The 19,811-nt window shown below is 66.4% G+C and carries 19 protein-coding genes; 10 read left to right on the forward strand and 9 right to left on the reverse strand.

From position 1 onward, the window contains the following. Positions 1-50 precede the first annotated feature (50 nt). The 4 genes from ACFQU1_RS19130 to nagA form a co-directional block, all read right to left on the reverse strand. The gene (locus tag ACFQU1_RS19130; protein WP_378135617.1) at positions 51-1,040 is read right to left on the reverse strand and encodes a tripartite tricarboxylate transporter substrate binding protein BugD; all 990 of its coding nucleotides are present in this window, start codon (positions 1,038-1,040) and stop codon (positions 51-53) included. Positions 1,041-1,094: 54 nt separating this feature from the next. Then, complete coding sequence (locus ACFQU1_RS19135) at positions 1,095-2,594, reverse strand: tripartite tricarboxylate transporter permease (RefSeq protein ID WP_378135619.1); 1,500 nt, start codon at positions 2,592-2,594, stop codon at positions 1,095-1,097. Positions 2,595-2,604: 10 nt separating this feature from the next. After that, positions 2,605-3,105, reverse strand: coding sequence for a tripartite tricarboxylate transporter TctB family protein (locus ACFQU1_RS19140; RefSeq protein WP_378135621.1), 501 nt, complete (start codon positions 3,103-3,105; stop codon positions 2,605-2,607). Positions 3,106-3,436: 331 nt separating this feature from the next. Beyond that, a complete protein-coding gene (gene nagA / locus ACFQU1_RS19145; RefSeq protein ID WP_378135623.1) occupies positions 3,437-4,594 on the reverse strand; it encodes an N-acetylglucosamine-6-phosphate deacetylase in 1,158 nt (385 codons plus the stop codon). A gap of 230 nt (positions 4,595-4,824) precedes the next feature. Between nagA and ACFQU1_RS19150 the strand changes: the two genes are divergently transcribed. From ACFQU1_RS19150 to ACFQU1_RS19160, 3 genes are all read left to right on the forward strand, one after another. Then, positions 4,825-5,562: an enoyl-CoA hydratase/isomerase family protein gene (locus tag ACFQU1_RS19150; RefSeq protein WP_378135625.1), complete on the forward strand. Its 738-nt coding sequence runs from the start codon at positions 4,825-4,827 to the stop codon at positions 5,560-5,562. A 52-nt stretch (positions 5,563-5,614) separates the two neighbouring features. Continuing rightward, a complete protein-coding gene (locus ACFQU1_RS19155; protein ID WP_378135627.1) occupies positions 5,615-6,157 on the forward strand; it encodes a hypothetical protein in 543 nt (180 codons plus the stop codon). A 166-nt stretch (positions 6,158-6,323) separates the two neighbouring features. Continuing rightward, a complete protein-coding gene (locus ACFQU1_RS19160) occupies positions 6,324-7,193 on the forward strand; it encodes an NAD(P)-dependent oxidoreductase (RefSeq protein WP_378135629.1) in 870 nt (289 codons plus the stop codon). Between the two features lie 22 nt (positions 7,194-7,215). Here the strand turns inward: ACFQU1_RS19160 and ACFQU1_RS19165 are convergent, their stop codons facing one another. Continuing rightward, on the reverse strand, positions 7,216-8,280 hold the full coding sequence (locus tag ACFQU1_RS19165) for a D-TA family PLP-dependent enzyme (RefSeq protein ID WP_378135631.1): 1,065 nt from the start codon (positions 8,278-8,280) through the stop codon (positions 7,216-7,218). Positions 8,281-8,527: 247 nt separating this feature from the next. Between ACFQU1_RS19165 and ACFQU1_RS19170 the strand changes: the two genes are divergently transcribed. After that, positions 8,528-9,916: an alpha/beta hydrolase gene (locus ACFQU1_RS19170; RefSeq protein WP_378135633.1), complete on the forward strand. Its 1,389-nt coding sequence runs from the start codon at positions 8,528-8,530 to the stop codon at positions 9,914-9,916. A 236-nt stretch (positions 9,917-10,152) separates the two neighbouring features. After that, positions 10,153-10,812, forward strand: a complete 660-nt coding sequence (locus ACFQU1_RS19175) for a TerC family protein (RefSeq protein ID WP_378135635.1) — start codon at positions 10,153-10,155, stop codon at positions 10,810-10,812. Positions 10,813-10,851: 39 nt separating this feature from the next. Here the strand turns inward: ACFQU1_RS19175 and ACFQU1_RS19180 are convergent, their stop codons facing one another. From ACFQU1_RS19180 to ACFQU1_RS19195, 4 genes are all read right to left on the reverse strand, one after another. After that, a complete protein-coding gene (locus ACFQU1_RS19180; protein ID WP_378135637.1) occupies positions 10,852-11,541 on the reverse strand; it encodes an exopolysaccharide biosynthesis protein in 690 nt (229 codons plus the stop codon). Between the two features lie 173 nt (positions 11,542-11,714). Next, the gene (locus ACFQU1_RS19185; RefSeq protein ID WP_378135639.1) at positions 11,715-12,431 is read right to left on the reverse strand and encodes a Bax inhibitor-1/YccA family protein; all 717 of its coding nucleotides are present in this window, start codon (positions 12,429-12,431) and stop codon (positions 11,715-11,717) included. A 20-nt stretch (positions 12,432-12,451) separates the two neighbouring features. Then, the gene (locus ACFQU1_RS19190; protein ID WP_378135641.1) at positions 12,452-13,210 is read right to left on the reverse strand and encodes an anti-sigma factor family protein; all 759 of its coding nucleotides are present in this window, start codon (positions 13,208-13,210) and stop codon (positions 12,452-12,454) included. Further along, positions 13,194-13,787: a sigma-70 family RNA polymerase sigma factor gene (locus ACFQU1_RS19195; protein WP_378135643.1), complete on the reverse strand. Its 594-nt coding sequence runs from the start codon at positions 13,785-13,787 to the stop codon at positions 13,194-13,196. Before ACFQU1_RS19195 ends, ACFQU1_RS19190 begins: the two co-directional genes overlap by 17 nt. A gap of 312 nt (positions 13,788-14,099) precedes the next feature. Here ACFQU1_RS19195 and ACFQU1_RS19200 point away from each other — a divergent pair, with 312 nt between their 5' ends. From ACFQU1_RS19200 to ACFQU1_RS19220, 5 genes are read left to right on the forward strand one after another with little or no spacing between them, the layout of a single operon-like run. Beyond that, a complete protein-coding gene (locus ACFQU1_RS19200; RefSeq protein WP_378135645.1) occupies positions 14,100-15,092 on the forward strand; it encodes an ABC transporter substrate-binding protein in 993 nt (330 codons plus the stop codon). A 17-nt stretch (positions 15,093-15,109) separates the two neighbouring features. Further along, entirely contained in the window at positions 15,110-16,816 is a 1,707-nt protein-coding gene (locus ACFQU1_RS19205; protein WP_378135647.1) for an ABC transporter permease, read from the forward strand. Next, on the forward strand, positions 16,804-17,913 hold the full coding sequence (locus ACFQU1_RS19210; RefSeq protein ID WP_378135649.1) for an ABC transporter ATP-binding protein: 1,110 nt from the start codon (positions 16,804-16,806) through the stop codon (positions 17,911-17,913). The genes ACFQU1_RS19205 and ACFQU1_RS19210 overlap by 13 nt, the downstream gene beginning before the upstream one ends. Then, complete coding sequence (locus tag ACFQU1_RS19215; RefSeq protein WP_378135651.1) at positions 17,910-19,046, forward strand: MBL fold metallo-hydrolase; 1,137 nt, start codon at positions 17,910-17,912, stop codon at positions 19,044-19,046. The genes ACFQU1_RS19210 and ACFQU1_RS19215 overlap by 4 nt, the downstream gene beginning before the upstream one ends. Before the next feature lie 10 nt (positions 19,047-19,056). Further along, complete coding sequence (locus ACFQU1_RS19220; RefSeq protein ID WP_378135653.1) at positions 19,057-19,806, forward strand: 5'/3'-nucleotidase SurE; 750 nt, start codon at positions 19,057-19,059, stop codon at positions 19,804-19,806. Positions 19,807-19,811 lie beyond the last annotated feature (5 nt).

A 19,811-nucleotide genomic window follows, 5' to 3' on the forward strand; every position in this document is an offset into this window, starting at 1 on the left:
GAGGGAAATGTGTGCTCCTTCCGGGACGCTTCGTTCAGGTTCCTGGCGCCTTACTTGCCGTTCGCGCCCTTTAGCACCGGCGTCCAGCGGGCGATCTCGCTGACCACGAGCTCGTGCAACGCCTCCGGCGAGCGGCCGGGCTTGTCGGCAATGACGCCGCCGAGATCGAGGATGCGCTTGCGCGTATTCGGATCATCAAGCGCCTTGACGAGCGCCGCATTCAGCTGGGCGACGACGTCGGCCGGCGTGCCCTTGGGCGCGAAGATCGCGTTCCAGGCGCTCACCTGATAATCCGGCAGTCCTGCTTCCTTCGTGGTCGGCACGTCCGGCAGCGACGGCGAGCGCTCGGGGATGGCGATCGCATAGGCCTTGATGGTGCCCGCCTCGATCTGCGGCACGAGATTGACGATCTGGTCGCACATGAAATCGACCTGTCCGCCAACAAGGTCGTTCAGTGCCGGCCCCGTGCCGTTATAGGGCACGAGTGTCGGCTTGATGCCGAGCTGCGAGGTGAGCAGCGTGCAGGTCGAGTGCGAGACCGAGCCGACGCCGGCATGCGCCTGGTTCAGCTTGTCCGCATTGGCCTTGAGGTAGGCGACGAACTCTTTGAGATCCTTCGGCGGAAAATCCTTTCGCGCGACGATCACGATGGGCGTGCCGGCGGCAAGACCTATCGGCTCGAAGTCCTTGGCCGGATCGTATTTGAGATTGGGGTAGAGGGCCGGCGCCGCGCCATGGGTGCCCATATGGCCCATGACGAGGGTATAGCCGTCGGGCGCGGCCTGGGCGGCACGCGTGCTGCCCGTGGTGCCGCCAGCGCCGGTGACGTTCTCGATGACGATCTGCTGGCCAAGGGTCTTCGACATGTCCTCGGCGACGATGCGCGCGATGATGTCGGTCGGGCCACCCGCCGCAAACGGCACGATCATGGTGATCGGCCGCTCGGGATAGGCTGCTTCGGCGGCGTGCCCGGATATCAGGCCAGCCGAAAGGGTGATGGCCGCCGCTGTGGCGATCAGTCCCCGTCTGGTGAATCCCATGCTCTCCTCCCTGCATGTGCTTGAGATTCACCGATAGTAGCGATTTGCGCCCGATTATTCCGTAAATACTTCGTCGCGTCCCCGACGGATGGACGGGATGACGGCGAGGGCGAGAACGGCGAAGGCGATGAGGAGCAGCACTGCGCTCACCGGCCGCTCGATGAAAGTCATCATGTCGCCGCGCGAGATGATCATGGCGCGGCGCAGGTTCTCCTCCATGAGCTTGCCGAGCACATAGCCGAGCAGAAGCGGCGCCGGCTCGAATCCGAATTTGATGATGCCGTAGCCGATGAGGGCGAAGACCGCCGTGATCACGACGTCGGCGGGCGAATTATTGATGGAATAGACGCCGATGCTGGAGAAGATCAGGATCGCCGGGAACATCAGGCGGTAGGGTACCTTGAGCAGGCGCACCCAGACGCCGATCAGCGGCAGGTTGATGATGAGGAGCGCCAGATTGCCGATCCACATCGAGGCGATCATGCCCCTGAACAGGTCGGGGCTGCGCGTCATGACGAGCGGCCCCGGCACGATGCCGTGAATGGTCATGGCGCCGACCATCAGCGCCATCACAGCATTGGGCGGAATGCCGAGCGTGAGCAGCGGAATGAAGGAGGTTTGCGCTCCGGCGTTGTTGGCCGATTCCGGGCCGGCGACGCCCTCGATGGCGCCGCGACCGAAGCGCTTCGGATCCTTGGCGATCTTTTTCTCGAGCGAGTAGGAGGCGAAGGGGCCGAGCACCGCACCGTTGCCCGGCAGAATGCCGAGCGTGCCGCCGATGAGGGTGCCGCGCAGGATGGGCGCGGCGGACTTCTTGAAATCGGCGAGGGAGGGGAGAAGCCGGCCGATCGCCTGCCTCACCACGTCGCGGGTTTCGGTGAATTCGAGGTTGCGCAGTACCTCGGCGAAACCGAAGATGCCCATGGCCAGAATGGCGAAATCGATGCCGTCGGAAAGCGGCGCATAGCCGAAGGTCATGCGCTCCTCGCCGGTCTCGAGATCGGTGCCGACGGTCGAGAGTAGAAGCCCGGCCAAAACCATCGCGATCGCCTTGAGCACCGACCCGCGCGCCAGCACGACGGCGAAGGCGAGCCCCATGGTCATCAGCGAGAAATATTCGGCCGGCCCGAAGAGCAGCGCGAGCCGCGTGAGCGGCGTGGCCACGGCGGCAATGACGAGGGTTGCGACGCAGCCGGCGAAAAAGGAGCCGATGGCCGCAATGCCCAGCGCCGTGCCGGCGCGGCCTTGCTTGGCCATCTGGTGGCCATCGAGCGTCGTCACCACGGCTGTCGCCTCGCCCGGAATATTGACGAGGATCGCCGTGGTCGAGCCGCCGTACTGCGCCCCGTAATAGATGCCGGCGAGCATGATGAGCGCGCCGATCGGGTCGATGCCGAAGGTGATCGGCAGCAGCATGGTGATGGTGGCGATCGGCCCGACGCCGGGCAGCACGCCGACGAGCGTGCCGATGAGGCAGCCGAGAAGGCAAAGGCCGACATTCTGGAAGGTCAGCGCGGTCGAGAATCCGAGCGCCAGATGATCGAAGATCTCCATTGTCCGCCCCTCAGTAGTAGATGACGCCGGGAATGATCAGGGCGGGTATCGGCAGATTGAGCGCGTATTTGAACAGGCCGATGGAGAACAAGGTCACGAGGATCGCGAAGATGATCAGCTCCTTCAGGCGCGTTTCCGGCGAAGCGAAGCCGGAGATGACGGCCAGCAGCGGGCCGGCAAGCGCCAAGCCCACGGTGCGCACGGTGACCGCGAAGGCGAGAAGCCCCAGGCAGATGAAGAAGGGCCCGCGCAGATGCCAGCGTTCCAGTGGATCGCCGTGCTTGATGAAAGAGATGACGACGAGCGCCACGCCGCAGAGGCCGAGAAGGACGGCGACGGCGCGCGGCATCATGCCCGAGCCCATCGCTCTGAGCGAGCCTTGCGACAGGTCGCTCCCGGCCCACAGCGCGAAGAGCGCGATCGCGATCAGGCTCAACCCGCCCGCGAAATTTTGCGGGCCGCGGATCAATTGATGTCGTGATTCGGTGGCCGATTCTTCTTGCTGGGCCATTACCCCCCCTTCACACGGGTCAATTCTTCGTCCTCTTGCCGACGATGGTCTGCCGACGGCGCACCTTCCTCTGCAGTGAACCTGCCTTCCGCAAGTGAACCTGACCCGGAACAGGCAGGATAGACCTGTCTAAGTGATTTTCACAAAGATTCACTACGACCTTTGTCGGAGATGATCGTCAATGAACCGGAGCGATTTGCGCCCGACGAGCGCCACACGGAGACGATATCCCGACCGTAGCAGCCACCACCATGTAGCGGAGCATTTCGAAGACGGAGGTGTAACGCGTGCCGACATGGGTGCCAGGAACGCATGACGCAGCGCCTGGCCGTCACCCGGCAACCCGCTCGCCGCCGATCCACACGCCGCGAACGTCAAGATCGTCACCGAGATGCAGGATGTCGGCGCGACGGCCGGGCATGAGCCGGCCGTAGCGGGTCGAGATGCCGAGCGCCATGGCCGGATAGAGCGATGCCATGCGCAGCGCCTCCTCGAGCCCGACGCCCACCGTCTCGACCATGAAGCGCACGGCGCTCAGCATGACGAGATCGGAGCCGGCGAGCGTGCCGTCTTCCAGCGTCAGCCGGCCGTCCTTGCGCGTCACCTTGCGGCCGTTCAGCGTGAAGCTGTTCTTCTCCGAGCCGGCCGTTGCCATGGCATCGCTGACGAGGAAGAAGGGCAGGCCGCGTTTGGCCCGCATGGCAGCGGCCAACGTCGCCGGATGAACGTGATGACCATCGGCGATGATGCTGCACCAGAGCTGTTCGCTGGCGAGCGCCGCGCCGACGACGCCCGGCTCGCGGCTGGTGAGTGGGCTCATGGCGTTGAAGAGATGGGTAACGCAGCGCGCGCCGGCGGCGGCCGCTGCCATGACCTCGTCATAGCCCGCATTGCTATGGCCGATCGAAACCGTGATGCCGGCCGCGACGAGCGCGGCGATCTGCTCCGGGCCGACCACCTCCGGCGCGACGGTGACGAGAAGATGCGGCAGGCCGGTGCGCGTCAGGCGCAGCTGCTCGCCCTCGTTCAGTGACCTGAGATGCGCGGGGTCATGGGCGCCCTTGCGCTCCGGCGAGAGGAACGGCCCTTCCATATGGAGACCGAGGCAGCCCGGAACGCCCTCGTCGATCGCCTGGCGTACGGCCGTTACCGCGCCATAGGTCACGACCGGATCATCGGTGATGACGGTGGGCAGCAGGGCCGTCGTGCCGTGGCGGGCGTGAGCGGCGGCGATGGCGCGAATACCTTCGGCGGTCGGCTTGGCATTGAGCTGCACGCCGCCGCCGCCATTGACCTGGAGATCGACGAAGCCCGCCGTGAGCAGGCCTCCGTCGAGGTCGACGGTGGTGAAGTCGGCGGGAATGTCGCGCGCTGGGCTCAATCCCAGGATCTGCCCGTCCTCGACTATCAGCGCCTGGTCGTGGTGACGCGTTCTGCCGTCGAAGACTTCGGCACCGATAAGGGCGAAACGGCTGGAAGCGGCCGTCATGGATAAACTCCGATGATCTAACTGTGGATGCGCGATCACCGACCGCCCGTCAACAGAAAGGGCGTTTCTTGCCTGACAGGCGACCACGGCACGGATGACATCACCACAGGAAAGTTGAGATACTCATGCCGCAGACGCTTAAAGCACGGCATGCTACGACGGCGGCGTGAATCGCTATTCGGTAGGAGGCGACAGTGGCGGTGATCGAGCTTGAACCGAGGCAGGCCTCCATGATTCTGCGCCTGAACAGGCCGGAGGCTCTCAACGCGCTCAACGCCGAGACGCTCCTTGCCCTCGGCGATGCCATCGACCAGGTCGCCGGCATGGACGAGATCAGGGCCCTCGTCATCACCGGCGCGGGTCCCAAGGCCTTCTGCGCCGGCGCCGACATCAAGGAATTCGTCGGCCGGACGGCGATGGACATGCGCCGCGCCGCCGAGCGCGGCCAGACCACGTTCGCCAAGCTCACCGCACTGCGCATTCCCTCCATTGCGGCGATCAACGGCTTCGCCTTCGGCGGAGGACTGGAGCTCGCACTCGCCTGCACCTTCCGCGTCGCTCACGTGTCGGCGCGGCTCGGGCTGCCCGAGGTGAAGCTCGGCCTGCTTCCGGGCTTCGGCGGCACGCAGCGCCTCTCCCGCCTCATCGGCGAGGCGCGCGCTCTGGAGCTCATTCTAAGCGGACGCTTCGTCGAGGCGGCGGAGGCGGATCGCCTCGGTCTCCTCAACCGCCTGGTCGACGACGACGTGGTCGAGGCAGCCGTCGCCTTCGCCGGGGAATTCACCGGCCTGAGCCTTATGGCGCAGGCACTCGCCCGGGCTGCCGTCGTGCGCGGCGCAGCGCTTCCCCTGGACGAGGGATTGCGCATCGAGGCGGAGCTCTTCGCACTCGCGGCCACCACCGAAGATGCCCGTGAGGGCTGCACGGCCTTCGTCGAAAAGCGGCCGGCGGTTTTCAAGGACCGCTGAGGTTGTATTGTTCCGTTCCAGCAGCGTCCGCTTCATCGTTCCAGGGGTGACCATGACATCGTTTCTGCACCGACTGTCCGGCGGTTGTCGTGCCGCCATCCTGGGCCTTGCCCTTGCCGGGGCAGCGACTGCGCCCGCCTGGGCGGACGACGGCTTCAATCTTCAAGCCAAGGCCTTTCTCGCGGCCCTCAATGGGGAGGCGGGGCTCTCCTCGACCAAGCAGCGCTTCGTCATCGACAAGACGATGGCGGCGCCGGACGGCAGCTCGCTCATCTTCTTCTCCGGTGGAGACTGCGTGAAGGGGCAGGGGCATGCGACCCGCCAGACGGTGCTGCTGACCTTTTCAGTGACGATCAAGGACTCCTGCCGCGATCCGTCCGCGAGTGTGGCACCCTATCTCCGCGCCATCGTCGCGGTGCTCGAACCGACGCTCATACCCGGTCAAATCGGTCCCTCGGTCGATGCGCTTCTGACGGCGGCGCGCGCCAATCCCGGCAAGCTTGTCCTGCGGCCCATCGGCGGGCGGCCCTATGGTGCTGCCTATGATCCCGAGGCGGCGCTCACCACCTTCATTCCTTATCCGACGATGAACTGAGCATTTCGCCCGGTGCCGCAGTATTCGGATTCGCGTTTGCTCGACCTCGCCATGGCGGCATTGACCGGGCGCGTTTTGATGGTCGAGTGATGGTTACGAGCGACGGGTGAGCACCCGTCTGGCAGCTGCCCCTTATTCGGCAGCAATTTCAATCGGGGAGTGAGGGATGAAAATCGCATTTTTGGGCCTCGGCGTGATGGGAGCTCCGATGGCGCGGCATCTCGCTGCGAAGGGCCACGAGGTCACGGTCTATAACCGCACCGCGGCGAAGGCCGAGGCCTGGGTCGCCGCCCATGGCGGACGCGTCGCCAGGACGCCGGCCGACGCCGCGGCCGGCCAGGAGATCGTCATGAGCTGCGTCGGCAACGACGACGATCTGCGGGTGGTCATGCTCGGGCCGGATGGCGCGCTTCAGGCCATGGCCCAGGGCGCAATCCTCGTCGACCACACGACCGCCTCCGCCGATGTCGCCCGCGAGATCGCCGCCGCCGCCAAGGAGAAAGGCGTCGGCTTCATCGACGCGCCGGTTTCCGGCGGCCAGGCGGGTGCGGAAAACGGCGTGCTCACCGTGATGTGCGGCGGCGAACCCGACATCTATGCCCGGGCCGAGCCGGCCATCCAATGCTTCGCGCGCGCCTCGCGCCTGATGGGGCCGGTGGGATCGGGCCAGCTCACGAAGATGGTCAACCAGATTTGCATCGCCGGCCTGGTGCAGGGTCTGTCGGAGGGCATCCATTTCGGCCAGAGCGCCGGTCTCGACATCGAGGCGGTTCTGGACGTCATTTCCAAGGGCGCGGCGGGCTCCTGGCAGATGGAGAACCGGGGCAAGACGATGAACCAGGGCAAGTTCGACTTCGGCTTCGCCGTCGACTGGATGCGCAAGGACCTGTCGATCTGCCTCGGCGAGGCGCGGCGCAACGGCGCTTCGCTCCCGGTGACGGCGCTCGTCGATCAATTCTATGCTGATGTGCAGAAGGCGGGCGGCAGCCGCTGGGATACCTCGAGCCTCATCACGCGGCTCAAGAAGGTGGGGTGAGGGGAGCCCCTCACCCCTGAACTCACCGTGTCAGGCCGCGGGCGGCGATGCGCACCATCTTCGCGTCGCTTCCGCCGTTGTGAACCAGGATCTCGTCGTGGAGATTGACCACCACGCAGACGTGGTTCGGGATGATGCGCAGGCGCTCGCCGAGCGCCGGCTTCTCCTTGCACGCCGATAGGTCGATGATGCCGTGCTCCTCGTTGAGCTTGACGATCACCGCCTCGGGATAGTCGCGCAGGAGGCCATAGCCCCGCGCCGCGCCGCCCGCCGTCAGATCGCTCGACAATGTCTTCGACCCGGCATCGATGATGGCGCGGTTCTCGGTCGGCCGGCTGACGACGGTCGCCTCGATGTGGAGCGCGCAGTCGTCGAGGCCCGCCGCCCCAGCGTCCACGGTATTGCGGTCGTTGTAGATATAGGTGCCGACGCGCAGCTCGGTGACGCCGGGCACATTATGCGCCGAGAAGGCCGTGGGCGTGCCGCCGGCCGAGATCGAGGGGATCGCGATCCCCTCGACCTCGAACAGGCGCTTCGCCTCGACGAGGAAGGCAGCCGCCCGCTCGCCGAGCGGATAGGTCATGAGGCCCAGGAAATCGAGCCCCGGCGTTTGCGTGATCAGCCTGGCGAGCGCCAGCGCCTCCTGCGGTGACTGCACGCCGACGCGCGCCCCGCCGCTCTCGAACTCCACAAGCACGCCGATGCGCGCTCCGGCATCGCGTGCAGCAGCCGCTGCCGTCTCGATACCCATCGGGCTGTCCGCCACGATCGAGATATGCGCGCGCTTGGCGAGGGCACCGAGCCGGCCGACTTTCGACGCGCCGATCAGCGGATAGGAGATCAGGATGTCATCGATGCCGGCATCGGCCATCACCTCGGCCTCGCCGATCTTCTGGCAGGTGATGCCGACGGCACCCAGCGCCAGCTGCCGGCGGGCGAGATCCGGGATCTTGTGCGTCTTGATATGCGGACGCAGCTTGAGGCCGTGCTGGTCGCAGTAGGCCTGCATGCGCCTCAGATTGGCCTCGACGATGGCGAGATCGACCACCGGCATGGGCGTGTCCGGCGCATGCGATTGGAATGTCATGAATTCATCTCCGACGGCATAACTGGCCGCAGAATGCGCCAAACTTCGGCACTTTGGAAGAAACGACGAGCACTTTCGGCGCCTTGCCGAGGTTTCGTCGGAAGGACTCTCCAGGTATCAGGCCCTGTCGGATGGGCCTGCGACGAAAAGGAGACGGTGTGCCGCCAATCTGCGGGCCGGGCTCGCGCTCTCTTGATCTCCGCCGTCGGACCTGCAAGCTGTGCGGCTCATGGAGAGCGCGTCCGGCATGCGGTCTGATAGTCTTGCGTTGACGTCGCGTGCTCCAGATGCGCGGCAGCGGGTCGTCCGTGACCTGCGCTGTCGGCGGCGTCCCCGTCCCGCGGCCGCTGGCCTTTTGTTAGCAATAGGACTGTTCGGCCTCGCGGCCTGCGCCGGGACGCCGAAGGGCGTGCTGCTGCCGGTGGCGCAACGGGCGCCGGGCACATCCGAAGTGGCGATGATCGTCGCCACCACACGCGGCGTGGCGAGCGACCCCGGCGTGATGTTCTCCGGAGAGCGCGGGGCCGATCCCCATTTCGCGGAGATCACGGTCTCCATCCCGCCCGACAGCGGCCGCAAGATCGGCGAGGTCCAATGGCCGCGCAGCGTCCCGGGCAATCCAGCCACCGACTTCGTCACCGTGAAAGCCGAGACGGTGAGCCGCACTGAGGCACTCGCCTGGTTCAATCGCACCGTGAAGAAGACGCCGAAGCGCGCCGTGCTCGTCTTTGTCCACGGCTTCAACAACCGTTTCGACGATGCGGTCTTCCGCTTCGCGCAGATCATCCACGATTCCGGCGCCGACGTGACGCCGGTGCTCTTCACCTGGCCCTCGCGCGGCAGCATTTTCGCCTATGGCTACGATCGCGAGAGCGCCAATTATTCGCGCAATGCCCTGGAAAATCTGCTGCAGGCGCTGACGCGGGATCCGGCGGTCGGCGAGGTCTCCGTCCTCGCCCATTCCATGGGCAATTGGGTGACGCTCGAAGCCCTGCGGCAAATGGCCATCCGCAACCGCCGCGTTTCGCCGAAGATCAAGAACGTGATGCTCGCGGCCCCCGATGTGGATGTGGACGTCTTCCGCACGCAGATGGCCGACATGGGCAAGCCGCGGCCGAACTTCACGCTCTTCGTGTCGCAGGACGACCGGGCGCTGGCCGTTTCCCGCCGCGTCTGGGGCAATGTCGCGCGGCTCGGGGCCATCAATCCGGAAGCGGAACCTTACAAGGACGAACTGGCGGGCTATAAGTTCACCGTGCTCGATCTCACCAAGCTCAAGGCCGGCGACAGCTTGAATCACGGCAAATTCGCAGAGAGCCCGGAAGTGGTGCAGCTCATCGGCCAGCGTCTCGCGGCGGGCCAGACCATCACCGATTCCCGCGTTGGCATCGGCGACCGGATCATCGAGGTGACCGCCGGTGCGGCGGCGACGGCGGGCACGGCCGCAGGCCTCATCCTCTCCGCGCCGGTCGCGGTGGTCGATCCCCATTCGCGGGACAATTTCGGCGGCCAGGTGGAAGTGCTCGGCAATACGATCTCCGACACAACCAATTCGGCCGGTGATCTTCTCACCCACGCGCCTGCCGAGGCGCTACATACGACCCGCACGACGACCCGGAACACGAAGCGGCCTTGAGCCGCCGCGCGTCATCGGCTACATCACCACAACCAGGCCGGGCCCCTCTGGCAGCTCCCGCGAGCTGTGATGTCGGACTGGACGTCTGACGGAGTGGCCTGCGGCGCGCTTCCTCACCAGTGGCTGGACCCTGCGAGCGAACCCACCCGACTGGGTCCTGGCGGTTGGCCGCGAGGGATATGGATCCCCGTCGGGCGGGCCACTCTTTCCCATGAGGTGAAAGAGGATACCCTGTGATGAGCGAACTTCTGACGAGCGAGGCGCTGACCGCGTTCCTGCAGGTCATCATGATCGACCTCGTTCTCGCCGGTGACAATGCGATCGTCATCGGCCTGGCGGCCGCCGGCCTGCCCAAGGCGCAGCGCGCCAAGGCAATCCTTATCGGCATCATCGCCGCGACCGTACTGCGCATCATCTTCGCCGCGCTGACGACGCAGCTTCTGCAAATCGTCGGTCTGCTGCTCGCCGGTGGCATCCTCCTCCTGTGGGTCTGCTGGAAGATGTGGCGCGAGCTGCGCACCTCTCATCAACACGAGCAGGCCGCCGCGGAGGCGCTGGCCAAGGCGGATCTCAACGCCGACGGCACGATCGCCACCGGCGCACCGCGCAAGACCTTTGCCCAGGCCGCCTGGCAGATCGTCATCGCGGATGTGTCGATGTCGCTCGACAACGTGCTCGCCGTGGCCGGGGCTGCCCGCGAGCATCCGGTCGTGCTCATCTTCGGGCTCGCCCTTTCGATCGCCCTCATGGGTATCGCCGCGAGCTTCATCGCGCGCCTTCTCCAGCGCCACCGCTGGATCGCCTATGTCGGCCTCGTCATCATTCTCTATGTGTCGCTCGAGATGATCTACCGCGGCACGGTCGAGGTCTGGCCGCTGTTCGCCGCGACCTCTTAAAGCGGCTTCGGGGGAGGGGCGCGACGGGCGCCCCTTCTCTCAGAAGAGGCTTCGGATGAGGTAGAGCGCGCTCTCGACGATCGCCCAAACGACGCCCGAGATCACCGCGAGCGACACGACCGTGAGGGTCGCGCCGACGAGGACGGCGAGGCCGTCACGCTCGAGAATGCCGAGCGCGAAGAAGCAGACCGCGAGCGCCGGCAGCATATTGCCGAGCGGTATCGGCAGAAAAAGCACGATCGAGAGCAGCAGACAGACGCCGCCGATGATCCGCTCCAGCGAGGCATTGGCCATGAAATCGAGCCGCGGCTTGAGCATGCGCTCGGCTTTGGCGATCCACGGCGCCACCCGGGCGATGAGCGCGGCAAAGTCTTCCCGGGCCATCGAGCGATCGGCGATGATCTTCGGCAGCCAGGGCTGGGCCTGGCCGAGGGTAAGCTGGGCGGCCAGAAAAAGAAGCGGGATGCCGAGAATGGCCGACGTGCCCGGAGGCGTCGGGATCACATTCGGCACGGCGAAGATGAAGAGAAGGGCGCCAAAGGCACGGTCGCCTATGGCGAGAAGATCGCGCAGCGAGATCCGGGCGCGCGTCGTGTCCGCGGCGATCGCCTGGAGGATCTCCGATAAGCTGGTCTTGTGAGATCCGTCGAGCTCTGGCGACGGTCGCGTATCGGAAGGCCTATGGGCGGGCGCTGGCGTCGCGCGACTGACGTTGTCAAGCTCGTACATGCGATCATCGTTGGCCGGGCACGGTGAGGCCGCGCCGCTGGGGCTACAAGAAAGAGGGCACCGGATCCGTCCGGTGCCCCGATCGTCATAGCATATGGGCCTAATATGAGGGAATTACGATGGCCGCGCCCGCGATGATCGCAAGCGGCGCGCGCCCATGGTCGTCGCCGGTTTCACTCCTCGCGCTGGCCCGTGAAGTGCAGCAGCAGCTGGAAGATGTTGACGAAATTGAGATAGAGCGAGAAGGCGCCGAATACGGCGAGCTTCTGCTGGGACTCGGCGGAGAAGTTCTCGGCATAACGCTCCTTGATCGCCTGCGTATCCCAGGCGGTCAGGCCGACGAAGACGAGGATGCCGATGACCGAGACGGCGAACTGCAGCGCGCTCGACTGCAGGAAGAGGTTCACCAGGCTCGCGATGATGACGCCGATCAGCCCCATGATCAGGAAGGAGCCGAACTGCGAGAGATCGCGCTTGGTGGTGTAGCCGTAGAGGCTGGTTGCGCCGAACATGGCGGCGGCGATGAAGAAGGTGCGCGCGATGCTCGCCCCCGTGAACACGAGGAAGATCGAGGCGAGCGACAGGCCCATCACCGCGCAGAAGGCCCAGAAGGTGGTCTGTGCCGCCGAGGCCGACATGCGCTCCATGCGGAAGGAGAAGAAGAAGACGAAGGCGAGCGGCGCCAGCATCACCACCCATTTGAGCGGCGTCTGGAAGATCGGCACATAAAGCGCCGGCGTGGTCCCGACCACATAAGCGACGATGCCCGTCACGACGAGACCGAGGCTCATGTAGTTGTAGATCTTGAGCATATGCCGCCGCAGGCCCTCGTCGAAGAGAGCACCCGTCCGAGCGACGGCGGGATTTTGCCAACTGTAGTTCGCGTTCATCGATGTGTTCTCCAGGTGGATCAGTACAGGCTGTTGGCGAGCGTTTTCGCGGCCGCGTCGAGATCGCGATCGGCGGCGGCGGTCAGCGCATAGGCGGTGTCGCCGATCTGCCAAAAGGCGACCGCTTCGTTGCTCTTGCGGGCGATGGCCGGCGGGGTCACCGCGAAGCGGTCCATGCGCGCAGCGAACAGGAAGGCCCGGCCCAGGCCTTCCGTCTCGAAGGCGAGTTCGACGCTGGGTCCCGCCGATGACGGCACGACTTGCACGTCGATGACGCGCCAGCCCTTGGGCAGCGCGGGCATGGCGATATCCGTCGCCGCGCGGATCTGGGCGGGGTCATAGGTGGCGCTCAGGGCTTGCGGCCGCGTGCCGATGCGTAGCGCCTCCGCCTGACGGGCGGAGAGCGCATCGTCGACGAAAGCCGGCGTCGGCGCCGCCACGCTCTGCGAGGTGCCGAATTCGGCATGGGCGAACCAGCCGGCCGCCGCGATCACCGCGGCCGTCGCGAAACGCCTGAGCCGGCCGAGCACGCGAGCCCGCGCCAGGCCGCGTTCCAGCCGGCGGGCGGCCTCCATCGTCTCGGCGCGCATGGCCGAGGCCGGATCGGGAAAGGCCAGCCTGAGCGTGTCGCGCGTGCGCATGTCGGCCATGACGCGTGCAGCGATCGTCGGGTGGTGGGCGAGATGGTCCTCCACCTCGATGCGCCGGGCCATGTCGAGCTGGTCGTCGACATAGGCGTCGAGATCGAAGGCCGTGATCGGATCATTCGGTCTGTTCATCGGAGCCTCCCACGACGCGCAAGTGGTCGGGCCGGCCATGAGCCGGCTGTGATGTCGGGGTTTTGAAGGATTTGACCGCCGGCTCCCCGGCATTGCCGTCCTCGAAGGCACGCAGCGCCGCCCGTGCACGGCCGAGGCGCGACATGAGCGTGCCGGTCGGAATGCCGAGCGTCGCGGCCGCCTCCTGGTAGCTCAGTCCCTCGATCGCCACGAGATGGAGCGCGCTGCGCTGCTCGTCCGGCAGGGCCATGAAGGCCTGCGCCACCTGCGCGAGCCGCACGCTGTGGTCCTGTTCGGGCGGCGTGGACGTCTCGGTCACGTGCTTTGCGCCTGTGAGGCGCAGCACCTCCGCCCGCTGCTTGCGCAGACCGTCGATGAAGTGGTTGTGCAGGATCGACAGGAGCCAGCCGCGCAGGTTCCGGCCCGGCCGGAAACCGTCGCGCTTCTCATAGGCCTTCACGAGCGTATCATGCACCAGGTCTTCCGCCTGGGCCGCGTCGCGCGTCAGGGCGCGCGCATAGCGGCGCAGGACCGGGAGCTGGGCGACGACATTCAAGCGAGGATTATCGCGCATCATGCCCCGTATACGAAGCCGGACTGCATCTTAATCCCGGGTGCTCGCGATTTTTCGCGCGAGGCGACCTGTGGCTCGCTCAAGGGGGCGACTACGGGTAAAAATGCCCGAACAAACGTATTTGACTTGGCATATATGTTCATGCAGCATTCGTTGCCAAGTGCCGCGCGCCGATGCTCGGCAGGCTTTGCCCCGACGGGGGCTGGAAAGCCCTTCCGCCTTCGACCTTGCTGCTTCGATGACACCTGTGTGACTGTCGCCAAAGTGTAATGCGAAACGCCGTATAAGGCGTCACCGTCGTAACGGGAGGGTCCCATGTCGTTGAGAGTTTCAGCTATTTTCGCCGCGGTCGCGGCTTGTGCACTGGCGCTCGGCCTGTCGCCCGCATCCGCCCAGTCGGGCAAGATCGTACTCTATACATCGCAGCCGGAAGCCGACGCCTCCAAGACGGTCGCTGCCTTCCGCAAGGCCCATCCCGATGTCGAGGTCGATGTCTTCCGCTCCGGCACGGTCGAAGTCATGTCGAAGCTGGCGGCCGAATTCGCCGGCGGCCAGCCGGGCGCCGATGTGCTTCTCATCGCCGATGCCGTCAGCATGGAGGCGCTGAAGCGTGATGGCCGCCTCTATCAGTACGACGGCGCCAAGATCGACGGCCTGCGCGAGGGCTCCTACGATCCGGGCAAGACCTATTTCGGCTCGAAGCTCATCACGACGGGCATTGCCTACAACACCGCAGCGGCGAAGAAGCCGACCTCCTGGGCCGATCTCGCCGATCCCGCCCTCAAGGGCCAGATCGTGATGCCGAGCCCGCTCTATTCGGGGGCTGCCGCCATCATGCTCTCCGCCTTCGCGGCGCGGCCGGACCTCGGCTGGAAATATTTCGAGGGGCTCAAGGCCAATGACGCGGTCGCGGTGCGCGGCAATGGCGCGGTGCTGAAGTCGGTCGCCGGCGGCGAGAAGTCCTACGGCATTCTCGTCGACTTCATGGCGCTCAACGCCAAGGCCAAGGGTTCCCCTGTCGAATTCGTCTTCCCCAAGGAAGGCGTGCCGGCCGTCACCGAACCCGTCGCCATCCTGAAGACCACCAAAAATCTCGACGCATCCAAGGCCTTCATTGATTTCATTCTCTCCGACGACGGCCAGAAGCTCGCCGTCTCGCAGGGCTATGTGCCCGCCAAGGCCGGCATTCCCAACCCGGCTTGGCTGCCTGAAGGCACCGAGATCAAGCTGATGCCGATCGACACCCAGGCGGTTCTGTCCACCACCGAAGCGGACAAGAAGCGCTTCGCCGACATGTTCGGCGGCTGAGGAGGCGTTCTCGTTCCATGGTCCTGGCAGCGGAATCCTCTGGGCGTCGCCAGGACCACGTCTTGCTCGTCGCGCTCTGCGCGATCGTCGCGCTGCTGTCGCTGCTGCCGCTGGCGCGGCTTGTTCTTGAAGCCCTTGCGCCCAGCGGCGTTCCATCCCTTGCGGCGCTCGAGGCGACCCTCTCCAGCTCGATCACCTGGACGGCGACGCTCAACAGCCTGGAGACGGCAATCGGCGGCACGCTGATCGCCGTCCTGCTCGGCAGTGTCGTCGCTCTCGTGGTGGCTCTGACGGATATCCGGGCGCGCAACGCCTTCGTCCTCTGTTTCGTGCTGCCGCTGATGATCGCGCCGCAGGTCACGGCCCTCGCCTGGCTGCAGGTGGTCGGGCCTGCCAGTCCGCTCTTGAAGCTTATCGGGCTAGCCCCGCCCATCGGCACCCGCAACCCGCTCTATTCGGCCGAAGGCATCATCCTTCTCCTCGGCATCCAATATGCGCCGCTCGTCTTCCTCACGCTGCGCGCGAGCCTCAGAAGCCTGCCACGGGAATTGATCGAGGCGGGGCTCGCGGCGGGAGCGAGCCGCTTCACCATCCTGCGCACCATCATTCTGCCGCTGATGACGCCGGGACTCGTCGCCGGCGTGGCGCTCGCCTTCGTCTCCTCGGTCGGCAATTTCGGCATCCCGGCCTTCCTCGGCATTCCCGGCCGCTTCGTCGTGCTGCCGACGCTCATCTATCAGCGCCTGTCGGGCCTCGGCCCCTCCGTGCTGTCGGAGGTGGCGGTACTGTCGATGCTGATCGGCGTCATCGCCATGGTGGGCATCCTCCTGCAGGACATCATGCTGCGCAGGCGGGACTTCCGCATCACCACGACCTCGATCGCCGCCCGGCCTTTCGCGCTCGGCCCATGGCGGCTGCCCGTCGAGATCGCCTTATGGACGATTGCGCTCATCGTCCTCGTGCTGCCGATGCTCGGGCTTTTCCTCACTTCGCTCGTGCCGGCCTATGGCGTGCCGCTCAACGCCACGACGGCGACGCTGGCCAATTATGCCTTCGTCCTCTTCGAACACGAGGGAGCGCGCCGCGCCTTCGCCAACAGCTTTGCCCTGTCGGCCACGGCGGCTGTCGTCATCATGCTCCTCTGCGTGCCCCTGAGCTATTTCCTGGTATGGCGCCGCTCGCCGCCTCTCAGAGCGCTCAATCTCATCGTGGAACTGCCCTATGCTCTGCCGGGCGTGGTGCTTGCCATCGCCGCCATCCTGATCTTTCTGAAGCCGCTGCCGATCCTGGGTTTCGGTCTCTACGGCACGGTCTGGATTATTCTCTTCGCCTATCTCGCGCGCTTTCTCGTGCTCGGCGTGCGCCCGACCGTCAGCGGCTATCACCAGATCGACCGGGCGCTGGAGGAAGCGGCCCAGGTCGCCGGTGCGGGTCTCCTATTCCGGCTGCGCACGATCATCTTTCCCCTCGTCGCGCCGGCCGCGACCGCCGGCGCTCTGCTCGTGTTCCTCACCGCCTTCAATGAGCTGACCGTCTCGGCCCTGCTCTGGTCATCCGGCTCCGAGACGCTCGGCGTCGTCGTCTTCTCCTTTGAACAAGGCGGCGATTCCAATTATGCCGCGGCGATCGCCGTCCTCACCGTTCTCGTGACATTGGCCCTGATGTTGTCGACGCTTCTCATGGCCAAGCGCATTCCTGCAGGGGTTCTGCCTTGGCGCGATTGACGCTCGACCGCGTGACCAAGATCTTCGGCACTTACAGGGCACTCGACCGGGTGAGCCTTGATATAGCCGACGGCGAATTCGTCGCGGTGCTCGGCCCCTCCGGCTGCGGCAAGACCACTCTGCTCAGGCTGGTTGCGGGCTTCGATCAGCTGGACGAGGGCGAAATCCGCATCGGCGATCGGCCCGTGTCCTCGACGGCCGGCCATCTCGCGCCGGAACGGCGGCGCGTCGGCATCGTCTTCCAGAACTATGCGCTCTGGCCGCATATGACGGTCGCCGAAAATGTCGGCTACAGCCTGAGGGTCGCAGGCGTTTCCGCCGCCGAGCGCAACAAGCGCGTGGCCGAGGCGCTGGAACTCGTCGATCTCGCGGGCTTCGGCGATCGCCGCCCGGCGCTTCTGTCGGGCGGCCAGCGTCAGCGGGTGGCGCTCGCACGCTGCCTCGTCGCCGCGCCCTCGCTCGTGCTGCTCGACGAGCCGCTCGCCAATCTCGACGTCCACCTGCGCGCCTCCATGGAGGACGAATTCGCCGATTTCCACCGCCGCACCGGCACGACCATGATCTACATCACCCATGACCAGGCGGAAGCCATGGCGCTCGCCGACCGCATCGCGGTAATGGACCAGGGCCGGCTGATGCAGCTCGCGACGCCCAGTGAGCTCTACCGCGAGCCGGCGACGGCGATGGTCGCTTCCTTCATCGGCCACGGCATGGTCGTGCCGATCACCCAGGTGTCGCCGGAGGGTGGGGGGCGTGCCTCCGCGAACTTGCTCGGGCAGCGCCTCACCTTGCGCTGCGCCGCGGATCAGCGCGCCGCGCCCTCGGGCGCCGTCTGCGTCAGGGCAGGCGATCTTGAGATCGCACCCGCCGGCACCAGCGGCATCGCCTGCCGGGTGATGCGCGTTGTCTATCGCGGCGGGCTTTTCCACGTCGAGGCCGCTGCGGAGGCAGCTCCTGAGGTGCGGCTCTGGCTCGATGTGCCCGAGCCGTCGTCGGTCGCGGTGGGCGATGCGGTGGCGATCGCCGTGAAACCCGGCGGCGGCTGGATCATTCCCGCGCCCGAGAGGGACCCGGCGCCCGCCGCGGCGGTCCAATGAGGCTGAAGCTCTACGGCGGCTTCGGTGGCAAGGGCGTCAGCGTGGGCCTGGAGACGGCGCGCACGCGGCTCATCATCGATATCGGCGTCAACACGAGCGCAACGGGCCGCGACTACTACCCTGCCATCAGTGCCGAGGAGCTCGGGCAGGCGGATGCCCTGATCGTCACCCATGCCCATGAGGATCATGTCGGCGGGCTCGGCTGGTGCCTCGCCCAGGGTTTTGGCGGGCGCATTCTGATGACGCCGGAAACGCGCGGCGATACCGAGGCCTGCCTCGCCGCCTATGCCGAGCCGGCGGATCGAGCGCTGGTGCGTGATGCTGTCATCGAGACCTTCGCGCCGGGCGAGACGCTCGCCATTGGCGATCTCACCATCCGCACGGGCCGCAACGGCCATGCGGTCGGCGGCGTCTGGTGCGCGGCGGAAGGCGAGGGGCACCGCGTGCTCCATTGCGGGGACATCGTTCCGGCGAGCGCCGTCTTCGCCTATGACGCGCCGCCGCCGAGCGATGTCGTTCTCTTCGACGCCTCCTATGGCAGCGACGACGTGCCCGCGACGCAGCGCGCCGCAGCCGTCGTCGCCTGGGTCGATGCGCATCCGCAATGCCTCTTGCCGACGCCGCTCGCCGGCCGTTCGCTGGAGCTGATGGCCATTCTCGACCGCCCGCTCGCCATCGCCGCCGGCATGCGCGATGGCCTCGCCGCCCAGATCGCCGACGAGCGCTGGCTCTGGCCGGGGGTCAAGGAGAAGCTTGCGCAGAAGCTCGCGCATGCGCAGGACTGGGGCGGCCCGGGCTGGCCCGACAGGCCGCTTCTCGCCCATGACGGCATGGGGCTGGCGGGACCCTCGGCGGAATTCCTGGCGCGCGCGGCGAAGGACGCCCATCCCGTGCTGCTCACCGGACATCTGCCGGCGGGCAGTCCCGCGGAGGTCATGCTGGCCGCCGGCCAAGCCGCCTGGCAGCGGCTGCCGACCCACCCGACGCTGGCCGAAAATATCGCGCTGCTCGCGGCCATGAAGCCGCGCATGAGCTTCGGCCATTCCTGTACGCTGGCCGAACTCGGGCCGATTGCCGCCCGCGTGCTCTCGCTTGTGGCAACCGCCGTCGCCGGGCAGACTTTCGAGCTTTAGACGTGAGCCCATGCGCATCCTGATTTCAAACGACGACGGCTTTACGGCTCCAGGCCTGGCGGCGCTGGAACAGGCGGTGCTGAGGGTCACGGAGGACGTCCATGTCATCGCGCCGGAGGTGAAGCACACCGCCGCGAGCCAGAGCCTGACGATCGCCGCGCCACTCACGCTGACGCGCCGTGGCCCGCGCCATTTCAGCTGCTCGGGAAGGCCGGCCGATTGCGTCGTGGCCGCCATGGCCTGGTTGTTCAAGGATGGCCCGAAGCCCGATCTCGTGCTCGCCGGCGTCAACGACGGCCGCAATGTGGGCGAGGACGTCGCCTATTCGGGCACGCTCGGCATCGCGCGTGAGGCGACCTTCTGGGGCGTGCCGGCCATCGGCTTCTCGCGCAACAAGCACCCGGAGGTTGCGCCCGGCGACGCCGCCTGGCTCGCCGAATTGATCGAGCGCCTGTGGACGGCGCGCAGTGAGTGGCTCGTCGAGGGTCATTTCCTCTCGCTGAACCTGCCGAGACGCCTGCCGGCGGAACTGCGCCAGGCCTTCATCACCCGCGACAAGATCGCGTCCAGCGCCGAGGTCGTCGCAACGGGTGATGAGGTGACCACGCTCGTGGTGCCGCGCGGCCGGCCGAAGACCACCTCGGCCGGCGACGAGAACAGCCTGATCGATGCGGGCTATGCCACGCTCGTGCGCTTCAGCGCTTTCGGTATGGCGCCGCTTCCGCCGGCCTTCGTCGCCCGAATGGCGCCCGAGGAATGAAGGCT

The sequence above is a fragment of the Chelatococcus sp. GCM10030263 genome (assembly GCF_042666455.1).
Classification (GTDB): domain Bacteria; phylum Pseudomonadota; class Alphaproteobacteria; order Rhizobiales; family Beijerinckiaceae; genus Chelatococcus.

What these genes read in the sequence shown, in the direction of transcription:
- ACFQU1_RS19130 (WP_378135617.1), bottom strand. Translation starts at nt 1,040, where the DNA reads ATGGGATTCACCAGACGGGGACTGATCGCCACAGCGGCGGCCATCACC.
- ACFQU1_RS19135 (WP_378135619.1), bottom strand. Translation starts at nt 2,594, where the DNA reads ATGGAGATCTTCGATCATCTGGCGCTCGGATTCTCGACCGCGCTGACC.
- ACFQU1_RS19140 (WP_378135621.1), bottom strand. Translation starts at nt 3,105, where the DNA reads ATGGCCCAGCAAGAAGAATCGGCCACCGAATCACGACATCAATTGATC.
- nagA (WP_378135623.1), bottom strand. Translation starts at nt 4,594, where the DNA reads ATGACGGCCGCTTCCAGCCGTTTCGCCCTTATCGGTGCCGAAGTCTTC.
- ACFQU1_RS19150 (WP_378135625.1), top strand. Translation starts at nt 4,825, where the DNA reads ATGATTCTGCGCCTGAACAGGCCGGAGGCTCTCAACGCGCTCAACGCC.
- ACFQU1_RS19155 (WP_378135627.1), top strand. Translation starts at nt 5,615, where the DNA reads ATGACATCGTTTCTGCACCGACTGTCCGGCGGTTGTCGTGCCGCCATC.
- ACFQU1_RS19160 (WP_378135629.1), top strand. Translation starts at nt 6,324, where the DNA reads ATGAAAATCGCATTTTTGGGCCTCGGCGTGATGGGAGCTCCGATGGCG.
- ACFQU1_RS19165 (WP_378135631.1), bottom strand. Translation starts at nt 8,280, where the DNA reads ATGACATTCCAATCGCATGCGCCGGACACGCCCATGCCGGTGGTCGAT.
- ACFQU1_RS19170 (WP_378135633.1), top strand. Translation starts at nt 8,528, where the DNA reads ATGCGGTCTGATAGTCTTGCGTTGACGTCGCGTGCTCCAGATGCGCGG.
- ACFQU1_RS19175 (WP_378135635.1), top strand. Translation starts at nt 10,153, where the DNA reads ATGAGCGAACTTCTGACGAGCGAGGCGCTGACCGCGTTCCTGCAGGTC.
- ACFQU1_RS19180 (WP_378135637.1), bottom strand. Translation starts at nt 11,541, where the DNA reads ATGTACGAGCTTGACAACGTCAGTCGCGCGACGCCAGCGCCCGCCCAT.
- ACFQU1_RS19185 (WP_378135639.1), bottom strand. Translation starts at nt 12,431, where the DNA reads ATGAACGCGAACTACAGTTGGCAAAATCCCGCCGTCGCTCGGACGGGT.
- ACFQU1_RS19190 (WP_378135641.1), bottom strand. Translation starts at nt 13,210, where the DNA reads ATGAACAGACCGAATGATCCGATCACGGCCTTCGATCTCGACGCCTAT.
- ACFQU1_RS19195 (WP_378135643.1), bottom strand. Translation starts at nt 13,787, where the DNA reads ATGATGCGCGATAATCCTCGCTTGAATGTCGTCGCCCAGCTCCCGGTC.
- ACFQU1_RS19200 (WP_378135645.1), top strand. Translation starts at nt 14,100, where the DNA reads ATGTCGTTGAGAGTTTCAGCTATTTTCGCCGCGGTCGCGGCTTGTGCA.
- ACFQU1_RS19205 (WP_378135647.1), top strand. Translation starts at nt 15,110, where the DNA reads ATGGTCCTGGCAGCGGAATCCTCTGGGCGTCGCCAGGACCACGTCTTG.
- ACFQU1_RS19215 (WP_378135651.1), top strand. Translation starts at nt 17,910, where the DNA reads ATGAGGCTGAAGCTCTACGGCGGCTTCGGTGGCAAGGGCGTCAGCGTG.
- ACFQU1_RS19220 (WP_378135653.1), top strand. Translation starts at nt 19,057, where the DNA reads ATGCGCATCCTGATTTCAAACGACGACGGCTTTACGGCTCCAGGCCTG.